The sequence below is a fragment of the Alteribacter populi genome (genome assembly GCF_002352765.1).
Taxonomy (GTDB): domain Bacteria; phylum Bacillota; class Bacilli; order Bacillales; family Salisediminibacteriaceae; genus Alteribacter; species Alteribacter populi.
Genome location: NZ_KZ293963.1, coordinates 2,674,291 through 2,694,979, shown reverse-complemented (window position 1 = coordinate 2,694,979; position 20,689 = coordinate 2,674,291). Strand labels below are relative to the sequence as shown.

23 protein-coding genes are annotated in these 20,689 nt (G+C 43.1%); 22 read left to right on the top strand and 1 reads right to left on the bottom strand.

Annotation, left to right across the window (positions count from 1 at the left end; translation table 11 throughout):
• Positions 1–141 precede the first annotated feature (141 nt).
• The 22 genes from CDZ94_RS12815 to CDZ94_RS12710 all read left to right on the top strand — a co-directional run bounded on the left by CDZ94_RS12815 (position 142) and on the right by CDZ94_RS12710 (position 20,421).
• On the top strand, positions 142–1,194 hold the full coding sequence (locus tag CDZ94_RS12815) for an L-threonylcarbamoyladenylate synthase (protein WP_096440831.1): 1,053 nt from the start codon (positions 142–144) through the stop codon (positions 1,192–1,194).
• 156 nt (positions 1,195–1,350) lie between these two features.
• Entirely contained in the window at positions 1,351–1,809 is a 459-nt protein-coding gene (locus tag CDZ94_RS12810; protein WP_096437629.1) for a hypothetical protein, read from the top strand.
• A complete protein-coding gene (locus CDZ94_RS12805; protein ID WP_096437627.1) occupies positions 1,806–2,075 on the top strand; it encodes a hypothetical protein in 270 nt (89 codons plus the stop codon). Before CDZ94_RS12810 ends, CDZ94_RS12805 begins: the two co-directional genes overlap by 4 nt.
• A gap of 120 nt (positions 2,076–2,195) precedes the next feature.
• A complete protein-coding gene (locus CDZ94_RS12800; RefSeq protein ID WP_096437625.1) occupies positions 2,196–2,507 on the top strand; it encodes a hypothetical protein in 312 nt (103 codons plus the stop codon).
• Positions 2,508–2,729: 222 nt separating this feature from the next.
• Positions 2,730–3,245, top strand: a complete 516-nt coding sequence (locus tag CDZ94_RS12795; RefSeq protein ID WP_096440829.1) for a manganese efflux pump MntP — start codon at positions 2,730–2,732, stop codon at positions 3,243–3,245.
• A gap of 200 nt (positions 3,246–3,445) precedes the next feature.
• The gene (locus tag CDZ94_RS12790) at positions 3,446–4,099 is read left to right on the top strand and encodes a low molecular weight protein arginine phosphatase (RefSeq protein ID WP_157812087.1); all 654 of its coding nucleotides are present in this window, start codon (positions 3,446–3,448) and stop codon (positions 4,097–4,099) included.
• A 624-nt stretch (positions 4,100–4,723) separates the two neighbouring features.
• A complete protein-coding gene (gene rpiB, locus CDZ94_RS12785; protein WP_096437621.1) occupies positions 4,724–5,161 on the top strand; it encodes a ribose 5-phosphate isomerase B in 438 nt (145 codons plus the stop codon).
• A 199-nt stretch (positions 5,162–5,360) separates the two neighbouring features.
• Entirely contained in the window at positions 5,361–5,948 is a 588-nt protein-coding gene (locus CDZ94_RS12780) for a TIGR01440 family protein (RefSeq protein WP_096437619.1), read from the top strand.
• Positions 5,949–6,600: 652 nt separating this feature from the next.
• Positions 6,601–7,836 carry a serine hydroxymethyltransferase gene (locus tag CDZ94_RS12775; RefSeq protein WP_096440827.1) on the top strand — a complete coding sequence of 412 codons (1,236 nt, stop codon included), beginning with the start codon at positions 6,601–6,603 and terminating at the stop codon, positions 7,834–7,836.
• A 496-nt stretch (positions 7,837–8,332) separates the two neighbouring features.
• The gene (upp, locus tag CDZ94_RS12770; protein WP_096437617.1) at positions 8,333–8,962 is read left to right on the top strand and encodes a uracil phosphoribosyltransferase; all 630 of its coding nucleotides are present in this window, start codon (positions 8,333–8,335) and stop codon (positions 8,960–8,962) included.
• Positions 8,963–9,055: 93 nt separating this feature from the next.
• Positions 9,056–10,201 (top strand): non-hydrolyzing UDP-N-acetylglucosamine 2-epimerase, encoded by a 1,146-nt coding sequence (wecB, locus tag CDZ94_RS12765; protein ID WP_096437615.1) that lies wholly within the window; start codon positions 9,056–9,058, stop codon positions 10,199–10,201.
• A gap of 211 nt (positions 10,202–10,412) precedes the next feature.
• Positions 10,413–12,686: a S8 family serine peptidase gene (locus tag CDZ94_RS12760; RefSeq protein ID WP_096437613.1), complete on the top strand. Its 2,274-nt coding sequence runs from the start codon at positions 10,413–10,415 to the stop codon at positions 12,684–12,686.
• Between the two features lie 401 nt (positions 12,687–13,087).
• Complete coding sequence (locus tag CDZ94_RS12755) at positions 13,088–13,321, top strand: AtpZ/AtpI family protein (protein WP_096437611.1); 234 nt, start codon at positions 13,088–13,090, stop codon at positions 13,319–13,321.
• Complete coding sequence (locus CDZ94_RS12750; RefSeq protein WP_096437609.1) at positions 13,318–13,686, top strand: ATP synthase subunit I; 369 nt, start codon at positions 13,318–13,320, stop codon at positions 13,684–13,686. Before CDZ94_RS12755 ends, CDZ94_RS12750 begins: the two co-directional genes overlap by 4 nt.
• A 65-nt stretch (positions 13,687–13,751) precedes the next feature.
• Positions 13,752–14,477, top strand: coding sequence for a F0F1 ATP synthase subunit A (gene atpB, locus CDZ94_RS12745; RefSeq protein ID WP_096437607.1), 726 nt, complete (start codon positions 13,752–13,754; stop codon positions 14,475–14,477).
• A 79-nt stretch (positions 14,478–14,556) separates the two neighbouring features.
• Positions 14,557–14,778 carry a F0F1 ATP synthase subunit C gene (gene atpE / locus CDZ94_RS12740; protein WP_096437605.1) on the top strand — a complete coding sequence of 74 codons (222 nt, stop codon included), beginning with the start codon at positions 14,557–14,559 and terminating at the stop codon, positions 14,776–14,778.
• A gap of 103 nt (positions 14,779–14,881) precedes the next feature.
• On the top strand, positions 14,882–15,373 hold the full coding sequence (gene atpF / locus CDZ94_RS12735) for a F0F1 ATP synthase subunit B (RefSeq protein WP_245415736.1): 492 nt from the start codon (positions 14,882–14,884) through the stop codon (positions 15,371–15,373).
• The gene (locus CDZ94_RS12730) at positions 15,370–15,924 is read left to right on the top strand and encodes a F0F1 ATP synthase subunit delta (RefSeq protein WP_096437603.1); all 555 of its coding nucleotides are present in this window, start codon (positions 15,370–15,372) and stop codon (positions 15,922–15,924) included. The genes atpF and CDZ94_RS12730 overlap by 4 nt, the downstream gene beginning before the upstream one ends.
• Positions 15,925–15,935: 11 nt before the next feature.
• On the top strand, positions 15,936–17,438 hold the full coding sequence (gene atpA, locus CDZ94_RS12725) for a F0F1 ATP synthase subunit alpha (protein ID WP_096437601.1): 1,503 nt from the start codon (positions 15,936–15,938) through the stop codon (positions 17,436–17,438).
• A gap of 141 nt (positions 17,439–17,579) precedes the next feature.
• Positions 17,580–18,455: an ATP synthase F1 subunit gamma gene (atpG, locus tag CDZ94_RS12720; protein ID WP_096437599.1), complete on the top strand. Its 876-nt coding sequence runs from the start codon at positions 17,580–17,582 to the stop codon at positions 18,453–18,455.
• 39 nt (positions 18,456–18,494) lie between these two features.
• A complete protein-coding gene (gene atpD, locus CDZ94_RS12715; RefSeq protein WP_096437597.1) occupies positions 18,495–19,907 on the top strand; it encodes a F0F1 ATP synthase subunit beta in 1,413 nt (470 codons plus the stop codon).
• Positions 19,908–20,016: 109 nt separating this feature from the next.
• Positions 20,017–20,421: a F0F1 ATP synthase subunit epsilon gene (locus CDZ94_RS12710; protein ID WP_096437595.1), complete on the top strand. Its 405-nt coding sequence runs from the start codon at positions 20,017–20,019 to the stop codon at positions 20,419–20,421.
• Here the strand turns inward: CDZ94_RS12710 and CDZ94_RS21390 are convergent.
• On the bottom strand, positions 20,398–20,616 hold the full coding sequence (locus tag CDZ94_RS21390) for a hypothetical protein (RefSeq protein ID WP_100832564.1): 219 nt from the start codon (positions 20,614–20,616) through the stop codon (positions 20,398–20,400). The two genes, CDZ94_RS12710 and CDZ94_RS21390, sit on opposite strands and share 24 nt — an antisense overlap.
• Positions 20,617–20,689 lie beyond the last annotated feature (73 nt).

Sequence of the window (20,689 nt, the reverse complement as noted above, 5' to 3'; positions counted from 1 at the left end):
AAAATAGAGAGTTATCCACTATTTGTTGTGGGTAACTCTCTTCGGTCGTGTTTCGGGATCTTCCCTCTGTCAGTATTGACAATCGTGAGCATTCATCGCACAATAGATGGCAGCAAGGAGGAACGAATGATGCACTCATCGATGAATACACATTATTGGGTTGTGGATGAAGGTGTGGATAACCTTTGTGAACATCCACAGATTAAAGCTGCAGCGCAACTTTTAAAAGATCAGCAAGTTGTCGCTTTTCCTACAGAGACCGTGTACGGGTTAGGTGGGAATGCCCAATCAGACGACGCGATTGACCGTGTTTTTCAGGCGAAAGGACGACCGTCTGATAATCCGTTAATTGTCCACATTGCCAGTCGGGATCTTGTTTATGATTATGTCTCTACTGTGAATAAAAAAGCTAAACAGTTAATGGATGCGTTTTGGCCGGGTCCGTTAACGATTGTTTTTCCACATAACGGTACGTTATCCACAAAGGTGACGGCGGAACTTCCAACTGTAGCGATCCGTATGCCTGATCATCCGGTTGCTCTTGCGATTTTAACGGAGGCTGCTTTGCCGGTTGCCGCTCCGAGTGCAAACACTTCTGGCCGACCGAGTCCAACGACTGCTGACCACGTATTTGGGGATTTGGATGGAAAAATCGCCGGAATTGTAAATGGCGGACCTACGGGGGTTGGTGTTGAATCAACCGTTATCGACTGTTCGGGAGAAGTGCCGATGATTTTACGTCCAGGAGGTCTCACAAAAGAGAAGATTGAACGTGTCGTTGGACCGGTGGATGTGGATCCTTCACTTATAGAAGAACAGGAAGCCCCGCGATCACCGGGGATGAAATACACACACTACGCGCCAATTGCAAAAGTGACTCTCGTTGAAGGAACGGATTCATTTTTTCAACGTCAAATTGACAAAGCTAAGCAAGAAGGTCTTGGCGTCGGTGTTCTTGTAACGGAAGAGAAAGCAGGCTCGTTTGAAGGAGTCACGACGGTTACGTGCGGAACACGTGACAATCTGGCGTCGGTGGCGCGAGGTTTATACGGTGCCTTACGTCAGTTTGATGATCATGGGGAAGTTGACGTTATTATTGCCCAAGTGTACCCGGAAACAGATATAGGACAAGCGATTATGAATCGTTTACGAAAAGCAGCAGCTAACCGGATTGTTGTTGAAAATGAAGAGTAGAAGATTATAAGGAAGCTAACAAAACCTGAGGTTCAAGAAGTGCGCTGATGAGCAAAACCGACGAGAATTGGATAGCTTTTTGAACATCCTTTTTAAGATAAATGTGTAGAAGTGCGTGTTAAAAAAAGAGCCGAGAAGATCGAGGCGGCGTGCAAAATGAAGGGATTCTACACAAAAGAGCAGGAATTCTACACGAAAGTAAGTTTATTCTACACAAAAGAGCAAGAATTCACCACAAAAGTAAGTTTATTCACCACAAAAGAGAAAGAATTCAGCCAAAAGGAAGAAGATCTTCAGCAAAGAGAAGGAATTCTACTCAAAAGAGCAGGAATTCATCACAAAAGTAAGTTTATTCAACACAAAAGGGAAAGAATTCAGCCAAAAAGGAAGAAGATCTTCAGCAAAGAGAAGGAATTCTACACAAAAGAGCAAGAATTCACCACAAAAGTAATTTTATTCAACACAAAAGAGAAAGAATTCAGCCAAAAGGAAGAAGATCTTCAGCAAAGTGAAAGGATTCTACACAAAAGAGCAGGAATTCATCACAAAAGTAAGTTTATTCAACACAAAAGGGAAAGAATTCAGCCAAAAGGAAGAAGATCTTCAGCAAAGTGAAAGGATTCTACACAAAAGAGCAGGAATTCATCACAAAAGTAAGTTTATTCAACACAAAAGAGCAAGAATTCAGCAAAATGAAAGAATTCTACACAAAAGAGCAGGAATTCAACAAAAAAGTAAGTTTATTCTACACAAAAGGGAAAGAATTCAGCCAAAAGGAAGTAGATCTTCAGCAAAGTGAAACGATTCTACACGAAAGTAAGTTTATTCTACACAAAAGGGAAAGAATTCAGCCAAAAGGAAGTAGATCTTCAGCAAAATGAAAGAATTCTACACAAAAGTAAGTTTATTCAACACAAAAGAGCAGGAATTCATCACAAAAATAAGTTTATTCAACACAAAAGGGAAAGAATTCAGCCAAAAGGAAGAAGATCTTCAGCAAAATGAAAGAATTCTACACAAAAGAGCAGGAATTCATCACAAAAATAAGTTTATTCAACACAAAAGGGAAAGAATTCAGCCAAAAGGAAGAAGATCTTCAGCAAAATGAAAGAATTCTACACAAAAGAGTAGGAATTCACCACAAAAGTAAGTTTATTCTACACAAAAGGGAAGAATTCAGCCAAAAGGAAGAAGACCTTCAGCAAAGAGAAGGAATTCTACACAAAAGAGCAGGAATTCATCACAAAAATAAGTTTATTCAACACAAAAGGGAAAGAATTCAGCCAAAAGGAAGAAGATCTTCAGCAAAATGAAAGAATTCTACACAAAAGAGCAGGAATTCATCACAAAAGTAAGTTTATTCAACACAAAAGGGAAAGAATTCAGCCAAAAAGCAAAGGGACGTATGGTGTTAATATGTGAGTAGCGTAGAAGCTAGTCAACATCCTCTAGATATAAAACCCTTTGGACTTGCATACGGTAGAATAGCAGGTCCAAGGGGTGATTTTGTGTTTGGAGAAGTGTTGACATTAGTGATGATGGCCTTTGCCTTAAGCATGGATGCGTTTTCGATTTCGGTCGGCATTGGCATGATCGGATTAAGGGTACGTCAAATCGCATTCATTGGTATCGCTGTCGGCTTTTTTCATGTCGCCATGCCCTTGGTCGGAATGGTGTTAGGTAAAATTGTTTCGCAATATATCGGCATTTTTGCCTACGTTTTTGGAGCGGCAGTGTTGGTTATTCTCGGATTACAAATGATCTATTCCTCATTTTCACAGAATCGGAAGTCTTTGTTGAAGCCGGTGGGGTGGGGGCTCATTCTATTTTCTGTCAGTGTAAGCATCGATAGTTTTTCTGTTGGGCTTAGTTTAGGGATGCTCGGAGCGAAAACCGTTTTTACCCTTGTGAGTTTTGGAGTTATCAGCGCTGTATTAACTTGGGCGGGCTTACTTTTAGGCAGAAAGGTCGAAGGAATTTTCGGCAGTTATAGTGAAATGCTCGGGGGATTAATTTTGATTGGATTTGGTATTAAAATCCTTTTTATATGAAAATCGATGACATCCAATCAACCAATATTTTAAGCACATGCTATTTTCTGAAATCTTCTCATTCATTCACAAAGTCTTATCCGGCTTCAAAGGGTAATGATGGTAAAATATACGTGTGAGGATCGGAAAAAAGGGAAGAAATAGGATATAAGAAAAGTACATAAAGGTGTATAATGATCGATAGAGAAGGAGTGGCAGCAATGAAAAAAGTACTGTTTGTTTGTACAGGCAATACGTGCCGCAGTCCGTTGGCAGAGGCTATTTTCAAAGAAAAAACCAAAGGGAATTCAATTGGATTTGAAGCGCGCTCTGCGGGGATTCACGCCATGGAGGGCATGCCTATTTCAGAAGGATCGAAGGCTGCGCTTCAAGAAAGAGGGCTAGCTCATGACCATCAATCTCAATCGGTGACACCTAAGCTGCTAGATTGGGCCGATATCGTTTTAACGATGACGCAGGGCCATAAGCGAAGAATCATCGAACTTTTTCCAGAACGTCATCATCAGGTTTATACGTTCAATGAGTTTGTAAATGACGACCCTGATCTACAAAAGAACAAAGAGAAGCTGGATCACGAGCTCGCACAGCTTGAAATGAAGCGGGCCCAATTTCTAACTGAAAATCAAGGAAAAATAGACCAATATAACGCCAATAAGGGCATCAATAAACAGCAGAATCTTAAACGGAAACTACTTGATGAAATTAAACCACACCAAGAAGCGATCGACGAACTTACGGCTAAATTGCCATCAGAAGATATTGCAGATCCGTTCGGGGGAGACAAAGCGATATACTTAGAAACACTCGCAGAAGTCGAAGCGGCGATGGACAAGCTTATCAAAAAGTTAACATAGTAGCTTGTTAAAAAAGGATAAAGTTATTTGCCGAAGAAGTGAGAAAATTAGCAGATGAAAGCAGTAAAGCGGTCCAAGGCATTTCCCTACTGATCATCGGACAACTTACGATCAAGTAAAGGTTGCCAATTCGGAAGTAGAAAATGGGTCACAAACGACAGAAATAATCTCACATCTCAGCTTGTCGAACGCCAAATGACATCTGTACGAAAATCTGCTATTCAATTAAAGGAAGTAGCCGTGATTGCGGAACAAACGTCGGCAGGTGCTGCGGAAGTAAGCTCAGTTAGTCAAGAATAAACGGCCGTTACGTAACAGATTGCCGCAGCTTTTGAAATGCTGTCTCTGGAAGAAGGAAAACTGAAAAAAATCACCAGGAAGTTTCACGTTTAATTAGGTAAAATACAACAGGCTTTTGATATAATAGTATGTAGGATAAGAAAAGTCGAAAAATGAGCTACACTCGAGTGTCCTTTTAGTAGAGGTAGAGACAGATCAAGGCTCTAACAAAAGGACGTCAAGGCTTTAAGAAAAGGTCTTTTCGGCAGCTTTTTTTCGTACTTTTTAAACATTCTATAAACTTGTTTACGTTTTATGGAAAATCACAAGGAGGCAGACTACATCATGAAAGTAGCCATTGGTTCAGATCATGGAGGAGCAAATTTAAAAGATGAAATTAAATCGTTAATGGACGAGCTGCAAATATCCTATGAAGACGTAGGGTGTGACTGCAATGACTCGGTAGACTATCCTGACTACGGGTTCCCTGTAGCTGAAAAGGTAGCCAACAACGAAGTCGATCGGGGGATTGTTATTTGTGGTACAGGAATCGGAATGTCCATTGCTGCAAATAAAGTAAAAGGGATTCGATGTGCCCTTGTACACGATGTGTTTAGTGCAAAAGCAACGCGCGAGCACAACAATAGCAACGTACTTGCTATGGGTGGAAGAATTATTGGGCCAGGCCTCGCTCGTGAAATTGCAAAAGTTTGGCTTACGACTGAATTCGAAGGCGGCCGCCATGCAAAGCGGATTGAAAAAATTGCAGATTACGAGGGATAACATCGAACGTTAAGTGCGGGTTCGGAAGAGGCTGCGCAGCTGTGAGCAGAGCGGTCTCGACCGGCTTTTCCTGGATTTTTTGAAAGGTCAGTATAAGCGGACAGCTAGTCTCAAGAGCGAAACACCCTTAGACTTAAAAACATGTACGCTGTTTTTCTTAACACACCCTCTTTAAAAAAGTTGAAGGAGCGTGGAATGTATGTCCGATCTTCTTTCGCGCATAACAGAGGATCTGAGCACCGTTTTAGACGAACTTAATCAAAAAGCTAGTTTAAAAGAAGGGCAGATTCTCGTCATTGGCACAAGTACAAGCGAAGTTAAAGGAGAGCACATTGGAACAGCGGGAACGACAGAGATTGCTGATGCTATTTGGAAAGCACTCGATCGATGTCAAAAAAAAACCGGTATTCAGCTTGCTTTTCAATGCTGTGAACATTTAAACCGCGCCTTAGTCGTGGAAGAGACAACGGCTAGAGACTATCGTCTCGACGAGGTTGCTGCTATTCCGATGCCGCGGGCAGGAGGATCGATGGCAGCTTTTGCTTATCGTCACATGAATTGTCCGGTCTTAGTGGAAAGCATTCAGGCACACGCGGGGATCGATATCGGTGATACGTTCATCGGGATGCATTTAAGACCGGTAGCGGTGCCGGTTAGAAGCTCTGTTAAAGCGCTTGGGGACGCTCACATTACCCTTGCGCGGACAAGGCCAAAACTAATCGGCGGGGAACGAGCGGTTTATACGAGTGAATCAAGTACTGATGAAAATAATCCGACGTGTGAATAGATAGATGATAGCAAACCCGGAAGCGTCTTGATGACGTCTTTTGGGTTTTTTAGAAAGGTAAGAAATATAAAGCGGCCAGTTCCATTCACGCCACTCATCTCAAGAGAAAAGCATCCTTGAGACTTTAAGACATGCGAGCTGACTTTGTTTTAATAACAGCTCATTTCGCTTAGATTGTTGCTATTTTTTGAGTGTGACAGCCCTTTCATTACTAAAATGATGGAAATGGACGCAAATATTTGCCTTAAACTCATTATTTGAGTAATATATCCACGCGAGTAGGTGCTTTATCACCTGTTCAAGTAATATATCAGCGGAAATGGGTCTTGTATCAGCGGAAATAGGCAATATATCAGCGGAAATCACCATAATATCAGCGGAAACAGCTCGCTTCTCCGCCTCGACCTACTGCTCCGCTATTCTAGGCGTGAATCTATGATGAATCACTTTCGATCTTCGCTAGACTTACCTGAGATCTTTTACCTTACATTTTCAAAAAACATTCTGAAAAATCTTACCTGCATTTTGAAATTCACATTGAAAATAAGGTATACTGTTAAGGGAATTAAACAGACTTTATTTTGCTAGCCGTAATGGTACGGATGACTTGAGGAGGCGATGGAAAATGGCAACATTGAACGAACAAGAACGGATGACATTGATTGAAAGACAAGACCGTGAAGTTTTTACTGCAATGGACGATGAGTTAAAACGTCAGCAAGACAACATTGAACTGATCGCATCGGAGAACTTTGTGTCCGACGCAGTCATGGAAGCACAAGGCTCTGTTTTGACCAATAAATACGCTGAAGGCTATCCTCGTAAACGTTATTACGGTGGTTGTGAGCACGTTGATGTTGTAGAAGACATTGCACGTGAGCGAGCAAAACAGCTTTTTGGTGCGGACCATGTAAATGTTCAGCCTCATTCAGGCGCTCAAGCTAACATGGCGGTTTACTATACTCTTCTTGACCATGGCGACACGGTTCTCGGTATGAACCTTAACCACGGTGGTCATTTAACGCATGGAAGTCCCGTAAACTTTAGCGGCAAACAGTATAATTTTGTTGACTACGGTGTAGATAAAGATAAAAACGTCATCGATTATGATGACGTGCGAGAAAAAGCGAAAGAACATCGGCCGAAGTTGATCGTTGCGGGCGCTAGTGCTTATCCGCGTAAAATTGATTTTTCTAAGTTTCGTGAAATTGCCGATGAAGTGGACGCTTACTTCATGGTTGACATGGCCCATATTGCAGGACTTGTGGCGGCAGGGCTTCACCCGAATCCGGTTCTTCACGCTGATATAGTGACAACAACAACACATAAAACGCTCAGAGGACCAAGAGGTGGAATGATTCTCTGTAAAGAAGAGTTTGCTAAAAAGATCGACAAAGCAATTTTTCCAGGTCTACAAGGCGGTCCTCTTATGCACGTTATCGCTGCAAAAGCTGTCGCACTCGGAGAAGCCTTAGCCGACGACTTCACTGGTTATGCGCAGCAGGTCGTAGACAACGCCGCAGCCCTTGCTGATAGTTTGAAAAAAGAAGGAATTGACCTCGTTTCAGACGGAACTGATAATCACCTTGTGCTCATCGATTTGAGAAACCTTGGTATCACGGGTAAAGCAGCAGAAGAGGCGTTGGATGAAGTAAAGATCACAACGAACAAAAACACGATACCATTTGATCCTGAAAGCCCATTTGTTACAAGCGGCCTTCGGATTGGGACTGCCGCGGTTACATCGCGCGGATTCGGAGTGGAAGAGATGCGTGAAATTGGCCAAGTTATGGCAAGCGTAATGAAGAACGTAGAAGACGATGAAACGAAAGAAAATGCTCAAAAGCAAGTCGCTCAGCTGACTGCACGTTTTCCGTTATATAAATAATGAGCAGAGACGCTTCCTTAGGGGAGCGTTTCTTTTTTGTAGGCTGTTTTCGTAAAGTTTGTTACTTTTTGAGTGTTTTTTCAAGTCAAATGATAGTGGAGGACAAATTCATTTGTCCGTAACTTCATTTGACTTGAAAAAGCTGTCACGCTATGCGTGACATGGCAAGCATTCGCTTGGCTAACGCTCTAAAAACCAATAGCAACAATCTTTTAGAAAAGAGCGTTTTTTTAATGCTCTGAGCAGAATGTTTGGTCATTTGCAGAAATGTTTCCATTTTATGCAGAATGTTGCGAACTTTGTGTAGAATTTTTCTCGTATTATGCACAATTCTTCTCTATCTTTTGAAGATATCGCGGAACATTTTAATTGGCCTTGAATCGCGCAGCTATTTTATGTAGAATTTTCAAAGGGTATAACGAAAAAGGACAAGGTGCATCACTGAAGCCCCTAATCAGAGAATGCATCACTCATATAAAAAGGAGCGAAAATAACCATGAGCAAAGTGTACGTATTTGATCATCCGTTAATTCAGCATAAGCTAACGTATATTCGAAACAAGTCAACAGGAACAAAGGAATTCCGGGAGCTTGTTGATGAGGTCGCAAGTTTGATGGCATTTGAAATTACCCGCGAATTACCTTTACAAGAGGTCGATATTGAAACTCCTGTAGGGATGGCCAAAAGCAAGACGATTGCTGGTAAGAAGCTTGGTTTAGTTCCTATTTTACGTGCCGGCCTTGGCATGATTGAAGGTATTCTAACATTGATTCCAGCTGCCAAAGTAGGACACGTGGGGTTATATCGCGATCCAGAGACATTGAAGCCAGTTGAATATTACGTGAAGCTTCCAAACGACGTAGAAGAGCGTGAATTTATTGTTATTGACCCGATGCTTGCGACAGGAGGATCGGCTATAGAAGCGATTAATTCCTTAAAAAAACGTGGGGCAACAAACATGAAGCTCATGTGTTTAGTAGCAGCTCCTGAAGGTGTTGAAATTGTTCAGGAAGCACACCCGGATGTGGATATCTATCTAGCTGCAATGGATGAAAAACTCGATGAAAAAGGGTACATTGTACCTGGTCTTGGCGATGCTGGGGACCGCTTGTTTGGTACGAAATAATCAAAAATAATCGGAAACAAATGAGGAAGAGAAGACCGTAAGGCAAAGGCTCTCTTCTTTTTTTTACATAATAATAAGAGGGAGCGGTGACTGATGAAGAAGAGAACGAAGGTTATGACGATTTTTGGTACACGTCCTGAAGCAATAAAAATGTGTCCCCTCGTACTGGAGCTGGAAAAGCATGAAAAAGAAATTGAATCGATCGTAACGGTGACCGGGCAGCACCGTGAAATGCTTGATCAAGTTCTTGATATTTTTGGCGTGACCCCAGACGAGGACTTGAATATTATGAAAGAGCGGCAAACGTTAACAGATGTGACGACACGGGCTCTCGAAGGTTTAGATGAAGTGATGAAGCGAGTAGAACCGGATATTGTTCTAGTTCATGGAGATACAACTACCACATTCGTGGCGAGTTTGGCTGCGTTTTATAACCAGGTTTCTGTCGGACACGTGGAAGCTGGGCTTCGCACGTGGAACAAATATTCACCCTTTCCAGAAGAAATGAACCGTCAGCTCACTGGAGTCATTAGCGATCTCCACTTTGCTCCAACAAAAAAAGCCGCCGAGAATCTAATAGAAGAAGGAAAGAAAGAAGAGACGATTCATATTACCGGAAATACTGCTATTGATGCGCTTAAAACAACGGTTTCAGAGAGCTTCCATCATGAGATGCTCGAAAAACTCGGGGACGATCGGTTAATTCTTCTTACAGCTCACCGTCGTGAAAATTTAGGTGAACCGATGCGTAACATGTTCCGAGCGATTAAACGTTTAGTTGACGAACACGATGATGTACAAGTTGTGTATCCGGTTCATTTAAACCCGCTCGTGCGGGAAGTAGCAGATGACGTATTAGGTGATGATTCGAGAATTCACCTAATTGAGCCACTAGGTGTCCGCGATTTCCACAACTTCGCATCGCGATCCCACTTAATCTTAACTGATTCAGGAGGTGTTCAAGAAGAAGCGCCGTCATTAGGAGTGCCTGTTCTTGTTTTGCGTGATACGACAGAGCGGCCAGAAGGTATTGAAGCAGGCACACTTAAACTGGCGGGTACTGAGGAAGCTCACATTTATCATTTAGCGAAAACATTGTTAACAGACGAAAAAGCATACATAGAGATGTCTCATGCTTCGAACCCGTATGGTGATGGGGAAGCATCAAAACGAATAGTAGAAGCAATTCGCTATTTCTTTGCTCTAAGAGAAGACCGTCCCCAACCTTTTCGACCCTAGTAAATTCAATGTTATAAAAAAATCCTGCCCGGAGCACAATACCGGACAGGATTTTTTATTGAAATTGTGCGGGGACTGTCCCCGCACAATTTGAGTGAAAAAGTTCGGGGGACAGTCCCCGTACAATTATTACATGAAAATGAGGTGTTTTACACATGATAATGAGACGGTGAGATGTGCAAGATTGGATTTGAATTGGAGGGTTGTGGAGATGAGGAAACTGACGTGGCGGATGATGGTATGTGTGATGATGATGATGTTTCTTTTTTCTCCTTATGCTAGTGCGGAGGATGGGGGAGCGGTGTATCCTGAGCGGCCTCCGTTGCCGGAAGTGGATCCTGAGCAATCTCAAGTAATCATTGTTGAAGCGGAGAATTCGCCAGATGCGGCATTAAAACTAGTAGAAGAACAAATTCCTGAAGCTGATGTCCGTCGTATGTTTACGACACTATACAATGGTTTTTCTGTTGAAGTGAAGCAGAAGAACCTAAAGCAACTAGAGGCGATTCCAGGAATCAAGCGGATTGATCCTGTAGCAATGTATGAGCCTTCTATGGATGAGAGTATTCCGTTTATCGGAGCCAACAATATTCGAAGCGTACTAGATAGAGACGGCGATCTTTTAACAGGTGAAGGTGTAAAGATCGGAGTCATTGATACAGGGATTGATTACCGGCACCCTGATTTAAAAGCGAACTACCGTGGTGGCTATGACGTAATAGATGAAGATGAAGATCCTATGGAAACCCAGAAAGAACAAGGCGTTCCTACACTTCATGGAACCCACGTGGCTGGAATCATTGGGGCGAATGGTCGATTAACAGGCGTCGCTCCTGGTTCAGAAATTTATGGATACCGGGCATTGGGCCCGACTGGAATGGGGACTACCGAGCAGGTGATTGCTGCGATTGAAAAAGCAGTGGAAGATGGTGTAGACATTATTAACCTCTCACTCGGGAATACGGTGAACGGGCCTGACTGGCCAACAAGTGTCGCGTTAGATAAAGCAGTGGAAAAAGGGGTTATTGCTGTTACTTCAAATGGAAACAGCGGCCCCAATCTATGGACAGTAGGTTCCCCAGGAACGTCTTCAAAAGCGATATCAGTTGGTGCATCAACACCGCCTCTTCGTGTACCTTACCTTATTCTTGAACAAGAGGAGGAAGAAGAGTGGGCAATCCACCCGATGCAACAGGCGTTACCATGGAATCAAAAACGTGATGAACCGATCGTGTATGCCGGATTAGGAAGAGATGAAGATTTTCAATCGACAGATGTTTCAGGGAAAATTGCCTTAGTTGAGCGAGGCTACGTGACCTTCACCGTTAAAGCGAAAGCCGCCAAAAAAGCGGGGGCAAAAGCATTGATTGTTTATAATAATCACGATGGAGAGTTTGCGGGACAGCTTGAGGAAATGGTTGACATCCCGGTTGTAAGTATGTCTAAAGAAGATGGAGAAGCACTACTCAATAATATGACTAAAACGAGTAAGCCTTACATTCGGACCGTTTATCATGAAGAGGAAGATTATATGGCACCATTCAGTTCACGAGGACCGGTCACTTATTCTTGGGGTGTAAAACCTGACCTTGTCGCTCCTGGTGTCGCCATTGATAGTACGGTTCCTAAAGGATATTTAGACATGAACGGGACGAGCATGGCTGCTCCTCACATTGCAGGTGCTGCAGCACTCATTAAGCAACAGCACCCGGAATGGACTCCTGAACAAGTGAAGGCCGCGCTCATGAACACAGCGAAACCGATTTTCGATAAAGAAGGGGAGACCTACCCTCCACACGTACAAGGAACTGGGAGGGTGGACTTAGTCGCGGCTCTTGATGCCGATACACTTGTTTACCCTGGAGCTGTAAGTTTTGGTAAGTGGCTTCGAAACGACCGCAGGATGGAAAAAGTCGTTAAAGTTACAGTGGACAATCAATCTGATGAACGTAAACGATATACAGTAGAACCGCCATTCGATGTTCCGGATGGTGTCCAGTGGAAAGTGCCGTTTTCTTTTTACTTAAATCCAGGTGAAATGCGTGAGGTACCAATCATTATGGACGTTTTACCCTCTGTTTTCGAAGCTGGCATGTATGATGGTGTGATTAATATTAAAAGTAAAGATGAAACGGTTCATGTCCCATATTTGTTTTTCGTTGAGGAACCCGATTATCCAAGGGTGATGGCATTTATGCTTGAACAAACAGCTGAAAAAGACGTCTATCAATACGAAGCCTACTTACCTGGAGGGGCAGAGGAATTCGGGATCGTCCTCTATGATCCTGACACATTCCAATTCCTAAAATACATCGAAGCAAAACAAGACCTTGAAAGAGGGATGCTAGAAGAAAAGCTTGAGATAGCAGGGATGGAACCCGGATTATACAAGGCGTTGATCTTTGCTAAGCAAGACGGTCAAGAAGATACGATTGAGCGTGACATTTTTCTTGGACAAGTGAAATCAGCTAATGGGGAGGAATAAAGGGCGACCTTTATCCTCTTTATCTCTGCGGAGTAATTGACGGAATATTAAAACATTTATTTTCTGTCGAAATCTGCCCACAGTAAAATTAAATTTGTGTATAATGTTAATTGTGATAAATTTCTCAATTTCATAACATTTTGACGTGTATTCAAAAAGATTTATGATCTTAGCTCTCACGGGCTTCCTTTATCTTTTTTTTAACAATTTGTGAAAGCGTTTTTTTAGAAGAACATTCCATAATTGAATTAATTGTTCCTTTTTTCTAGAACTGATTGACATGAAACAGGCACTATTATACGATTACATAGGGTATTTTAACCTTATTGTGTACATAATTGTGTCTACTTATGGAGGACGCTGTTGCGTGTTTATAAGGAGACCTTGATCGGGGTGGGAAAATGCCACAGGAACCACGACTTCGGCCAATCGTCCGTAAAATGGCGTTAGTATCGACGATCAGCTCCTACTTTATCGGATCCATAGTCGTCGGTGTATTTGCTGGCAGGTGGCTAGACAAGCATTATGAAACAGGAGGGTTACTAATAGCCCTCGGCTTTTTATGCGGACTAGGAGCAGCAATATACGGTATTTTTCAAGTGTTGAAACGGTTTCTAGGAGAAGATTCTAAATGAATTATGGAGATGCAGCAAAGCGTTACGCGCTTTACACAATCGTTCTCATCATTCTGTTTTTCATCTTAGCAGCACTGACACCTTATCCAATCTTTTTTCTAGGTTTAGTCTTAGGTGCAGCATTTAGCTTGTTGAACTTGTACAGCACATACGTACAGGTGAAACGCTTAGGTGAAGGAGCTCTAGAGGGAAAAAAGAAATTTGCTTTTGGTACGGTGAGTCGAGTGATTACCGCGGTTCTCTGTCTCCTATTAGCTGTGAGTAACCCTCATATTTTCGATCTTGTTGGTGTGATCATAGGCTTAATGCTAACCTATGCCATCATCATGATAGAACCTATTTTCCATATTAAGCGATTGCAGTAACGAGAGGGATTGCTCTGTATTGAGCAAGCCTAACGTTGCAAGACCGAGAAAAGAGGTGAAAGTAATTGGACCATAATGAAAAAGTGATTGAACTCTTCGGAATTTCGTGGCTATCTTTTAACCTGACAAACATTATTACAGTTACGGCGACCATTCTCATTGTTTTCCTCGTCTGCTTTTTCATGTCTCGAACCGTAAAAATGTATCCGACAGGCGCTCAAAATGCCCTAGAATACTTAGTTCAGTTCGTTAAAAACATTATAAGCAGTACGATGGATTGGCAAAAAGGAAAGACGTTTATCATGCTGGGGATCACCATTATCCTGTATGTGTTTGTTGGAAACATACTTGGGCTTCCGTTTGAGCTTGTGTCTGAGCCCGGACATTATGTCTGGTGGCGCTCGCCTACATCAAGCCCAGTGCTGACGCTATCTCTATCAGTAATGGTAATTCTTCTTACACACTACTACGGAATTAAGATGAAGGGCTTCAAAGAATACGGAAGCGACTACTTTAGACCAGTATTTTTCTTATTCCCTTTTAAAATCATTGAAGAAGTTGCCAACGCGTTAACGCTAGGTATGCGTCTATTTGGTAACATTTATGCAAAAGAAATGCTGATGATTATGTTAGTTGGCCTAGGTACATCTAGCATTGTATGGGGAATCTTTTCCTTTGCACCATTGGTTATTTGGCAGGCATTCGGTATGTTTATCGGATCATTGCAAGCCTTCATTTTCTGTATGCTGACTATGGTATACATGTCACACAAAGTAAATGATGAACATTAATTTTGGTACCACCAGCTCTACCTAATATATGATAGAGCGTAATTATAAACTTTTACAGACATTAAAGGAGGATTTTTAGATGGGTACTATCGCTATCGGAATAGGAATTATAGCAGGTTTGGCAGCTATTGCAGGTGCAATTGGAGTTGCGATTGTTGTTAAAGGAACGTTGGAAGGGATTACACGTCAGCCAGAACTTCGTGGACAATTGCAAACAGTTATGTTTATTGGTATTCCACTTGTTGAGGCCCTGCCAATTATCGCTATCGTTATTGCATTCTTACTATTAGGAAACATGTAACTGTAGAGTCATTTGAGTAACAATTTATTATGGCGGAGAACGTTTGTGTCACATTCCTCTTCGCCATTTCTTATGTATGATTGAAGAGAAGGGGGCGGAACTGTTGTTTGGACAAATAACATGGCTTGATGTCATATACCAGCTTGCAGGTTTCGTTGTTCTCTTGCTCATCTTAAAGAAGTTTGCTTTCGGTCCGATTATGGACATGATGGAAAAGCGAGAGAAGCACGTAGCAGATCAAATTTCAACTGCTGAAAAGAACCGAGAAGAAGCTGAAAAGTATATAGAAGAGCAGCGTGAAGCAATTAAAGGTGCGCGCGCAGAAGCGAAAGAAATCGTAGAAAATGCTCGTAAGATGGCACAGCGTCAGGAAAAAGATATTATCGCCAATGCTGAAAAACAAGCTGAGCGTAAATTGCAAGAAGCGATTGCAAGTATTAAGCAAGAAGAAGAGCAAGCAATCTCTGCACTTCGTGAGCAAGTTTCGTCCTTGTCTGTCCTTGTGGCATCTAAGGTAATTGAAAAAGAGCTGGATGAAAAAGAACAAGAAAAGCTCATTCAAGAGACTCTTAAAGAAGTGGGCGAAGAGCTATGAAGCGAGAACCGTTAGCTTTTCGGTACGCCAATGCTCTTTACGACCTTGCCAAGGAGCGCGGCCAGCTCGAGCCCATTGGTGAGGAGCTGCAAGTAGTAAAGGATGTTTTTGAAGAGACGAACCTTCTTGACGAAGTGTTCAGACACCCAAGCATCACGAGTGAAAATAAGAAAGCGTTATTAAAAGAAAGTTTTCAGAACAAAGTCTCATCAGAAGTGATGAACCTGTTGTTCCTTCTTATTGATAAGAAGCGAATTGAGTATGTTGCTTCGATTGCAGATGAATATAAACGCCTTTCATACGAATCTAGTGGTGTTGCTGAAGCGACAGTCTATACAGCTAAAGCGTTGACTGAAGATGAAAAACAGGCGATTGCCAACACGTTTGCGAAACAAACAAACAAAGGTCGACTACTCATTGATGAAGTCACAGATCCAGAGATTCTTGGCGGTTTTAAAATTCGAGTCGGCGACCGTGTCTACGATGCAAGCGTCGCTAATCAGCTTCAACGTATTCATAAACGTATGATGTACGGGAACGTAAGTAGATAGGGGTGAAGTAAATGAGCATCAGAGCCGATGAAATCAGTTCTCTGATAAAAAAGCAGATTGAAGGTTATCAATCTGAAATGGAAGTTAATGAAGTCGGCACCGTTATCCGCATCGGTGACGGGATTGCCGTTGCTCACGGACTTGAAAATGTCATGGCCGGTGAGCTTTTAGAATTCTCAAACGGTACGATGGGTATGGCTCAAAACCTTGAAGAAGATACAGTCGGGATTATTATCCTTGGACCGTATACTGAGATTCAAGAAGGTGATGAGGTTAAACGTACAGGTCGTATTATGGAAGTCCCTGTAGGTGAAGAACTACTAGGGCGCGTCGTGGATCCACTAGGAAACCCACTTGACGGACAAGGGGAAATCGAAACAGAAAAACGACGTCCAATTGAAAGCCCAGCACCAGGGGTTATGGACCGTAAATCTGTACATGAGCCGCTTCAAACAGGAATCAAAGCGATTGACGCGTTAATCCCAATCGGTCGAGGCCAGCGTGAGCTTGTCATCGGTGACCGTCAAACGGGTAAAACGTCGATTGCAATCGATACAATTTTAAACCAAGCTGACCAGGATATGATCTGTATTTACGTTGCGATTGGTCAAAAAGAATCAACGGTAGCAGGTGTTGTTGAAACGCTTCGTCAGCACGGTGCCCTTGATTACACAATCGTCGTTAGTGCGAGTGCGTCAAAACCTGCACCACTTCTTTACCTAGCTCCATACACTGGGGTTTCCATGGGTGAAGAGTTCATGTACAACGGCAAACATGTCTTGGTTATTTACGATGACCTTTCTAAGCAAGCGGCTGCATACCGTGAGCTTTCCTTACTATTACGTCGTCCTCCAGGTCGTGAAGCATTCCCAGGGGATGTATTCTACATTCACTCTCGTTTACTTGAGCGTGCGGCGAAATTGAGTGACGATAAAGGTGCAGGTTCTTTAACTGCCCTGCCATTTATTGAAACACAGGCCGGAGACATTTCAGCCTACATTCCGACGAACGTAATTTCGATTACCGACGGACAAATTTTCTTACAGTCTAACCTCTTCTTCTCTGGTGTTCGACCAGCAATCGATGCAGGTTTATCTGTATCCCGTGTAGGTGGTTCAGCACAAATTAAGGCGATGAAAAAGGTTGCCGGTACGTTGCGTCTTGACTTAGCTTCCTACCGTGAGCTTGAAGCCTTTGCACAGTTTGGTTCTGATTTGGATAAATCAACACAAGCAAAACTAAACCGTGGTGCTCGTACTGTTGAAGTCTTAAAACAAGGCCTTCACCAACCATTATCAGTAGAAAAACAAGTTGTGATTCTTTTTGCACTTACAAAAGGACTCCTTGATGATGTAGAAGTGGACGATATCCAGCGCTTTGAGGCTGAACTCGTCAGTTACATGGAACACAACAACAAGGATCTCTTAGATCACATTAAATCGACAGGAAAGCTTCCTGAAGACAGTGAATTAAGAAAAGCAATCGAAGAGTTTAAGAAGACTTTTAGCTCTTAAGATTGCATGTTCAATTGGGGAACAAAAAGGCAGAGAAACGAGCGCTTTCTAGACGGACACGCTTCATAGCTCTTCTTTTTGCCAGCCGTTACTAGTGTAAAGAGAGCACGTGCAGTTTTTGAATAAAGGTGGTGAAGAACGGTGGCCTCACTTAGAGACATTCAATCAAAGATTTCGTCTACTAAAAAAACGAAGCAGATCACTAAAGCCATGCAAATGGTATCTGCTGCGAAGTTAAATAAAGCGCAAAACAAAGCGCAAGCATTTTTCCCATACACGCAAAAAATTCGTGATGTTGTATCAAGCATTTCATCGGGGAGTGATTACACACACCCGATGCTTGAAGCCCGTGATGAAGTGAAGAAAACAGCATACCTTGTCATCACTTCAGATCGTGGCTTGTGCGGAGCTTACAATAGTGGGCTGTTACGTCACACGATGAACACAATTAAAGAACGGCACAAATCTCAAGATGAATACGGAATTATTGTGATCGGAAAAGTCGGGCGTGACTTTTTCAAAAAGCGCGGTATGCCAATCTATCAAGAGATTGTTGGCGTTTCTGATCAACCGAGCTATGCCGACATTAAAAATATCGCTGCCACCACTGTAGAGATGTTCGCAGATGGAGTGTTTGATGAGATATACATCCATTACAACCATTTCATTAGTGCCATCACGCAGGAAATCACTGAAACAAAACTGCTTCCTCTTACGGATTTTGATGAATCTGCAGGAGAAGAAACAAGCAGCGAACGTCTCGATTATTTATACGAGCCTGACGAGGAAACAATCCTTAAAAGATTGCTTCCACACTATGCAGAAAGCTTAGTATTTGGGGCTTTATTAGACGGAAAAGCCAGTGAGTTCGGAGCACGTATGACAGCGATGAGCGCTGCCACTGACAACGCTTCTGACATGATCGATGACCTGAACTTGAAGTTTAACCGAGCAAGACAGGCTGCGATTACGCAGGAGATCAATGAAATTGTAGGTGGAGCATCAGCTCTCGATTAACGTTAACCCGTGTTCATTAGGAAGTGAGGAGGAAAGAAGATGAATAAAGGACGCGTCACTCAAGTAACTGGTCCGGTAGTAGACGTAAAGTTTAACCGGGGAGAATTACCTGAGATCTATAACGCGCTTAAAATCCAGCATAAAGCTCAATCCTCTGGTGAAGTGGACGTCGACGTAACGTTAGAAGTTGCCCTTCATCTTGGTGATGACTCCGTGCGTACGATTGCCATGGGATCAACTGATGGATTGACTCGCGGCTTGGAAACAGTAGATACAGGTAAACCAATCGCAGTACCAGTTGGAGATGAGACACTAGGTCGTGTATTTAACGTACTTGGTGAGCACATCGATTTAGGGGAGGATGTACCAGAAAGTGTTCAGCGTGACCCGATTCACCGCGAAGCACCGAAGTACGAAGAACTTTCCACAGAAACTGAAATTTTAGAAACAGGAATCAAAGTCGTTGACCTGCTTGCCCCTTATATTAAAGGTGGTAAAATCGGTCTCTTCGGAGGTGCCGGTGTAGGTAAAACAGTTCTTATTCAAGAGCTAATCAACAACATTGCCCAAGAGCACGGCGGTATTTCCGTATTCGCCGGTGTTGGAGAGCGTACACGAGAAGGAAACGACTTGTACTTTGAAATGAAGGATTCCGGCGTTATCAGCAAAACATCCATGGTATTCGGTCAAATGAACGAGCCACCAGGTGCACGTATGCGTGTTGCCCTGTCCGGCTTGACAATGGCAGAGCACTTCCGTGATGAAAAAGGCGCCGACGTACTTCTTTTCGTCGACAACATTTTCCGGTTTACACAAGCCGGCGGTGAAGTATCCGCCCTACTTGGACGTATGCCATCTGCGGTAGGTTATCAGCCGACGCTTGCAACTGAGATGGGTATGCTTCAAGAGCGAATTACTTCAACGAAAAAAGGTTCCGTAACATCCATCCAAGCGATCTACGTTCCTGCCGATGACTACACTGACCCGGCACCAGCGACGACTTTCGCTCACTTGGATGCAACGACGAACCTTGAGCGTAAGCTTTCTGAAATGGGGATCTACCCAGCGGTTGATCCGCTCGCGTCTACATCCCGTGCCCTTTCTCCTGAAATTGTCGGAGACGAGCACTATGAAGTCGCGCGTGAAGTTCAGCAAACGCTCCAAAAATATAAAGAGCTCCAGGACATTATCGCAATCCTAGGTATGGATGAGCTTTCTGAAGAAGATAAGCTTGTCGTTCACCGAGCTCGTCGTATTCAGTTTTTCCTATCCCAAAATTTCCACGTTGCCGAACAGTTCACGGGTCAAAAAGGCTCTTATGTACCAGTTAAAGAGACGATCCGCGGCTTCCAAGAAATCTTGGACGGTAAATACGACGACCTTCCTGAAGATGCATTCCGTCTTGTCGGACGCATTGAAGAAGTCGTTGAAAAAGCGAAGGAAATGGAATAAGAAGCCGATTTCTGCAGGTTGTACGGGGAATTTGTCAGCTCGAGCTCTTTTCTTGAGAGGGCTGACAACGTACCCTGGCGCCTCTTAAAACGGTGAAGGAGGGTAAACCATGAAGACGATGCAGGTCAATGTCGTCACTCCTGATGGCAGTGTCTACGATGGCGAGGTCAATATGGTCAGTGTGAAAACAACCGAGGGTGAGCTTGGGATTTTACCGAATCACCTTCCACTTGTTACACCATTAAGTATCGGCCCTGTCCGTATAAAAAAAGACTCTCAGGTTCAGTTGGTGGCGGTAAACGGCGGCTTCATGGAAGTTCGCCGTGACGAGGTCAATATTTTGGCCGAATCAGCAGAATTACCATCAGATATCGACGAAGCTAGAGCCCGAGCAGCAAAAGAACGCGCTCAACGTCGCTTAGACGAGGCAAAAAAAGATAACATCGACTTCAGCCGTGCAGAACTCGCGCTAAAGCGAGCGATCAACCGATTAGAAGTCGTTGGTGGAAAGTAATAAATCCGGAGAGCCGAAGAGCTCTCCGGATTTATTAATAGGAGAGGAGGAGGTGAGGCGGCGAGAGTGTCGAATTTGGTCAAAATGTGTCGGATCGCTGATATCTGACTGATTTCCGCTGATAACTCCTGCAATTGCGCTGATAACTGACACATTTCCGCTGATAACTCCTAAAATTCCGCCGATATCTTTCATCGTCCCGCCGCATAACCCAATCCAGAATCAATTTTTTACTAAAAACGGAAGGAAATCACCTCAAATATGACGA

Bases quoted from the DNA above. Each gene is read 5' to 3' on its own strand.
- CDZ94_RS12815 (WP_096440831.1), top strand. From the start codon at position 142: ATGAATACACATTATTGGGTTGTGGATGAAGGTGTGGATAACCTTTGT.
- CDZ94_RS12810 (WP_096437629.1), top strand. From the start codon at position 1,351: ATGAAGGGATTCTACACAAAAGAGCAGGAATTCTACACGAAAGTAAGT.
- CDZ94_RS12800 (WP_096437625.1), top strand. From the start codon at position 2,196: ATGAAAGAATTCTACACAAAAGAGCAGGAATTCATCACAAAAATAAGT.
- CDZ94_RS12795 (WP_096440829.1), top strand. From the start codon at position 2,730: ATGATGGCCTTTGCCTTAAGCATGGATGCGTTTTCGATTTCGGTCGGC.
- CDZ94_RS12790 (WP_157812087.1), top strand. From the start codon at position 3,446: ATGAAAAAAGTACTGTTTGTTTGTACAGGCAATACGTGCCGCAGTCCG.
- rpiB (WP_096437621.1), top strand. From the start codon at position 4,724: ATGAAAGTAGCCATTGGTTCAGATCATGGAGGAGCAAATTTAAAAGAT.
- CDZ94_RS12780 (WP_096437619.1), top strand. From the start codon at position 5,361: ATGTCCGATCTTCTTTCGCGCATAACAGAGGATCTGAGCACCGTTTTA.
- CDZ94_RS12775 (WP_096440827.1), top strand. From the start codon at position 6,601: ATGACATTGATTGAAAGACAAGACCGTGAAGTTTTTACTGCAATGGAC.
- upp (WP_096437617.1), top strand. From the start codon at position 8,333: ATGAGCAAAGTGTACGTATTTGATCATCCGTTAATTCAGCATAAGCTA.
- wecB (WP_096437615.1), top strand. From the start codon at position 9,056: ATGAAGAAGAGAACGAAGGTTATGACGATTTTTGGTACACGTCCTGAA.
- CDZ94_RS12760 (WP_096437613.1), top strand. From the start codon at position 10,413: ATGAGGAAACTGACGTGGCGGATGATGGTATGTGTGATGATGATGATG.
- CDZ94_RS12755 (WP_096437611.1), top strand. From the start codon at position 13,088: ATGCCACAGGAACCACGACTTCGGCCAATCGTCCGTAAAATGGCGTTA.
- CDZ94_RS12750 (WP_096437609.1), top strand. From the start codon at position 13,318: ATGAATTATGGAGATGCAGCAAAGCGTTACGCGCTTTACACAATCGTT.
- atpE (WP_096437605.1), top strand. From the start codon at position 14,557: ATGGGTACTATCGCTATCGGAATAGGAATTATAGCAGGTTTGGCAGCT.
- CDZ94_RS12730 (WP_096437603.1), top strand. From the start codon at position 15,370: ATGAAGCGAGAACCGTTAGCTTTTCGGTACGCCAATGCTCTTTACGAC.
- atpA (WP_096437601.1), top strand. From the start codon at position 15,936: ATGAGCATCAGAGCCGATGAAATCAGTTCTCTGATAAAAAAGCAGATT.
- atpD (WP_096437597.1), top strand. From the start codon at position 18,495: ATGAATAAAGGACGCGTCACTCAAGTAACTGGTCCGGTAGTAGACGTA.
- CDZ94_RS12710 (WP_096437595.1), top strand. From the start codon at position 20,017: ATGAAGACGATGCAGGTCAATGTCGTCACTCCTGATGGCAGTGTCTAC.
- CDZ94_RS21390 (WP_100832564.1), bottom strand. From the start codon at position 20,616: ATGAAAGATATCGGCGGAATTTTAGGAGTTATCAGCGGAAATGTGTCA.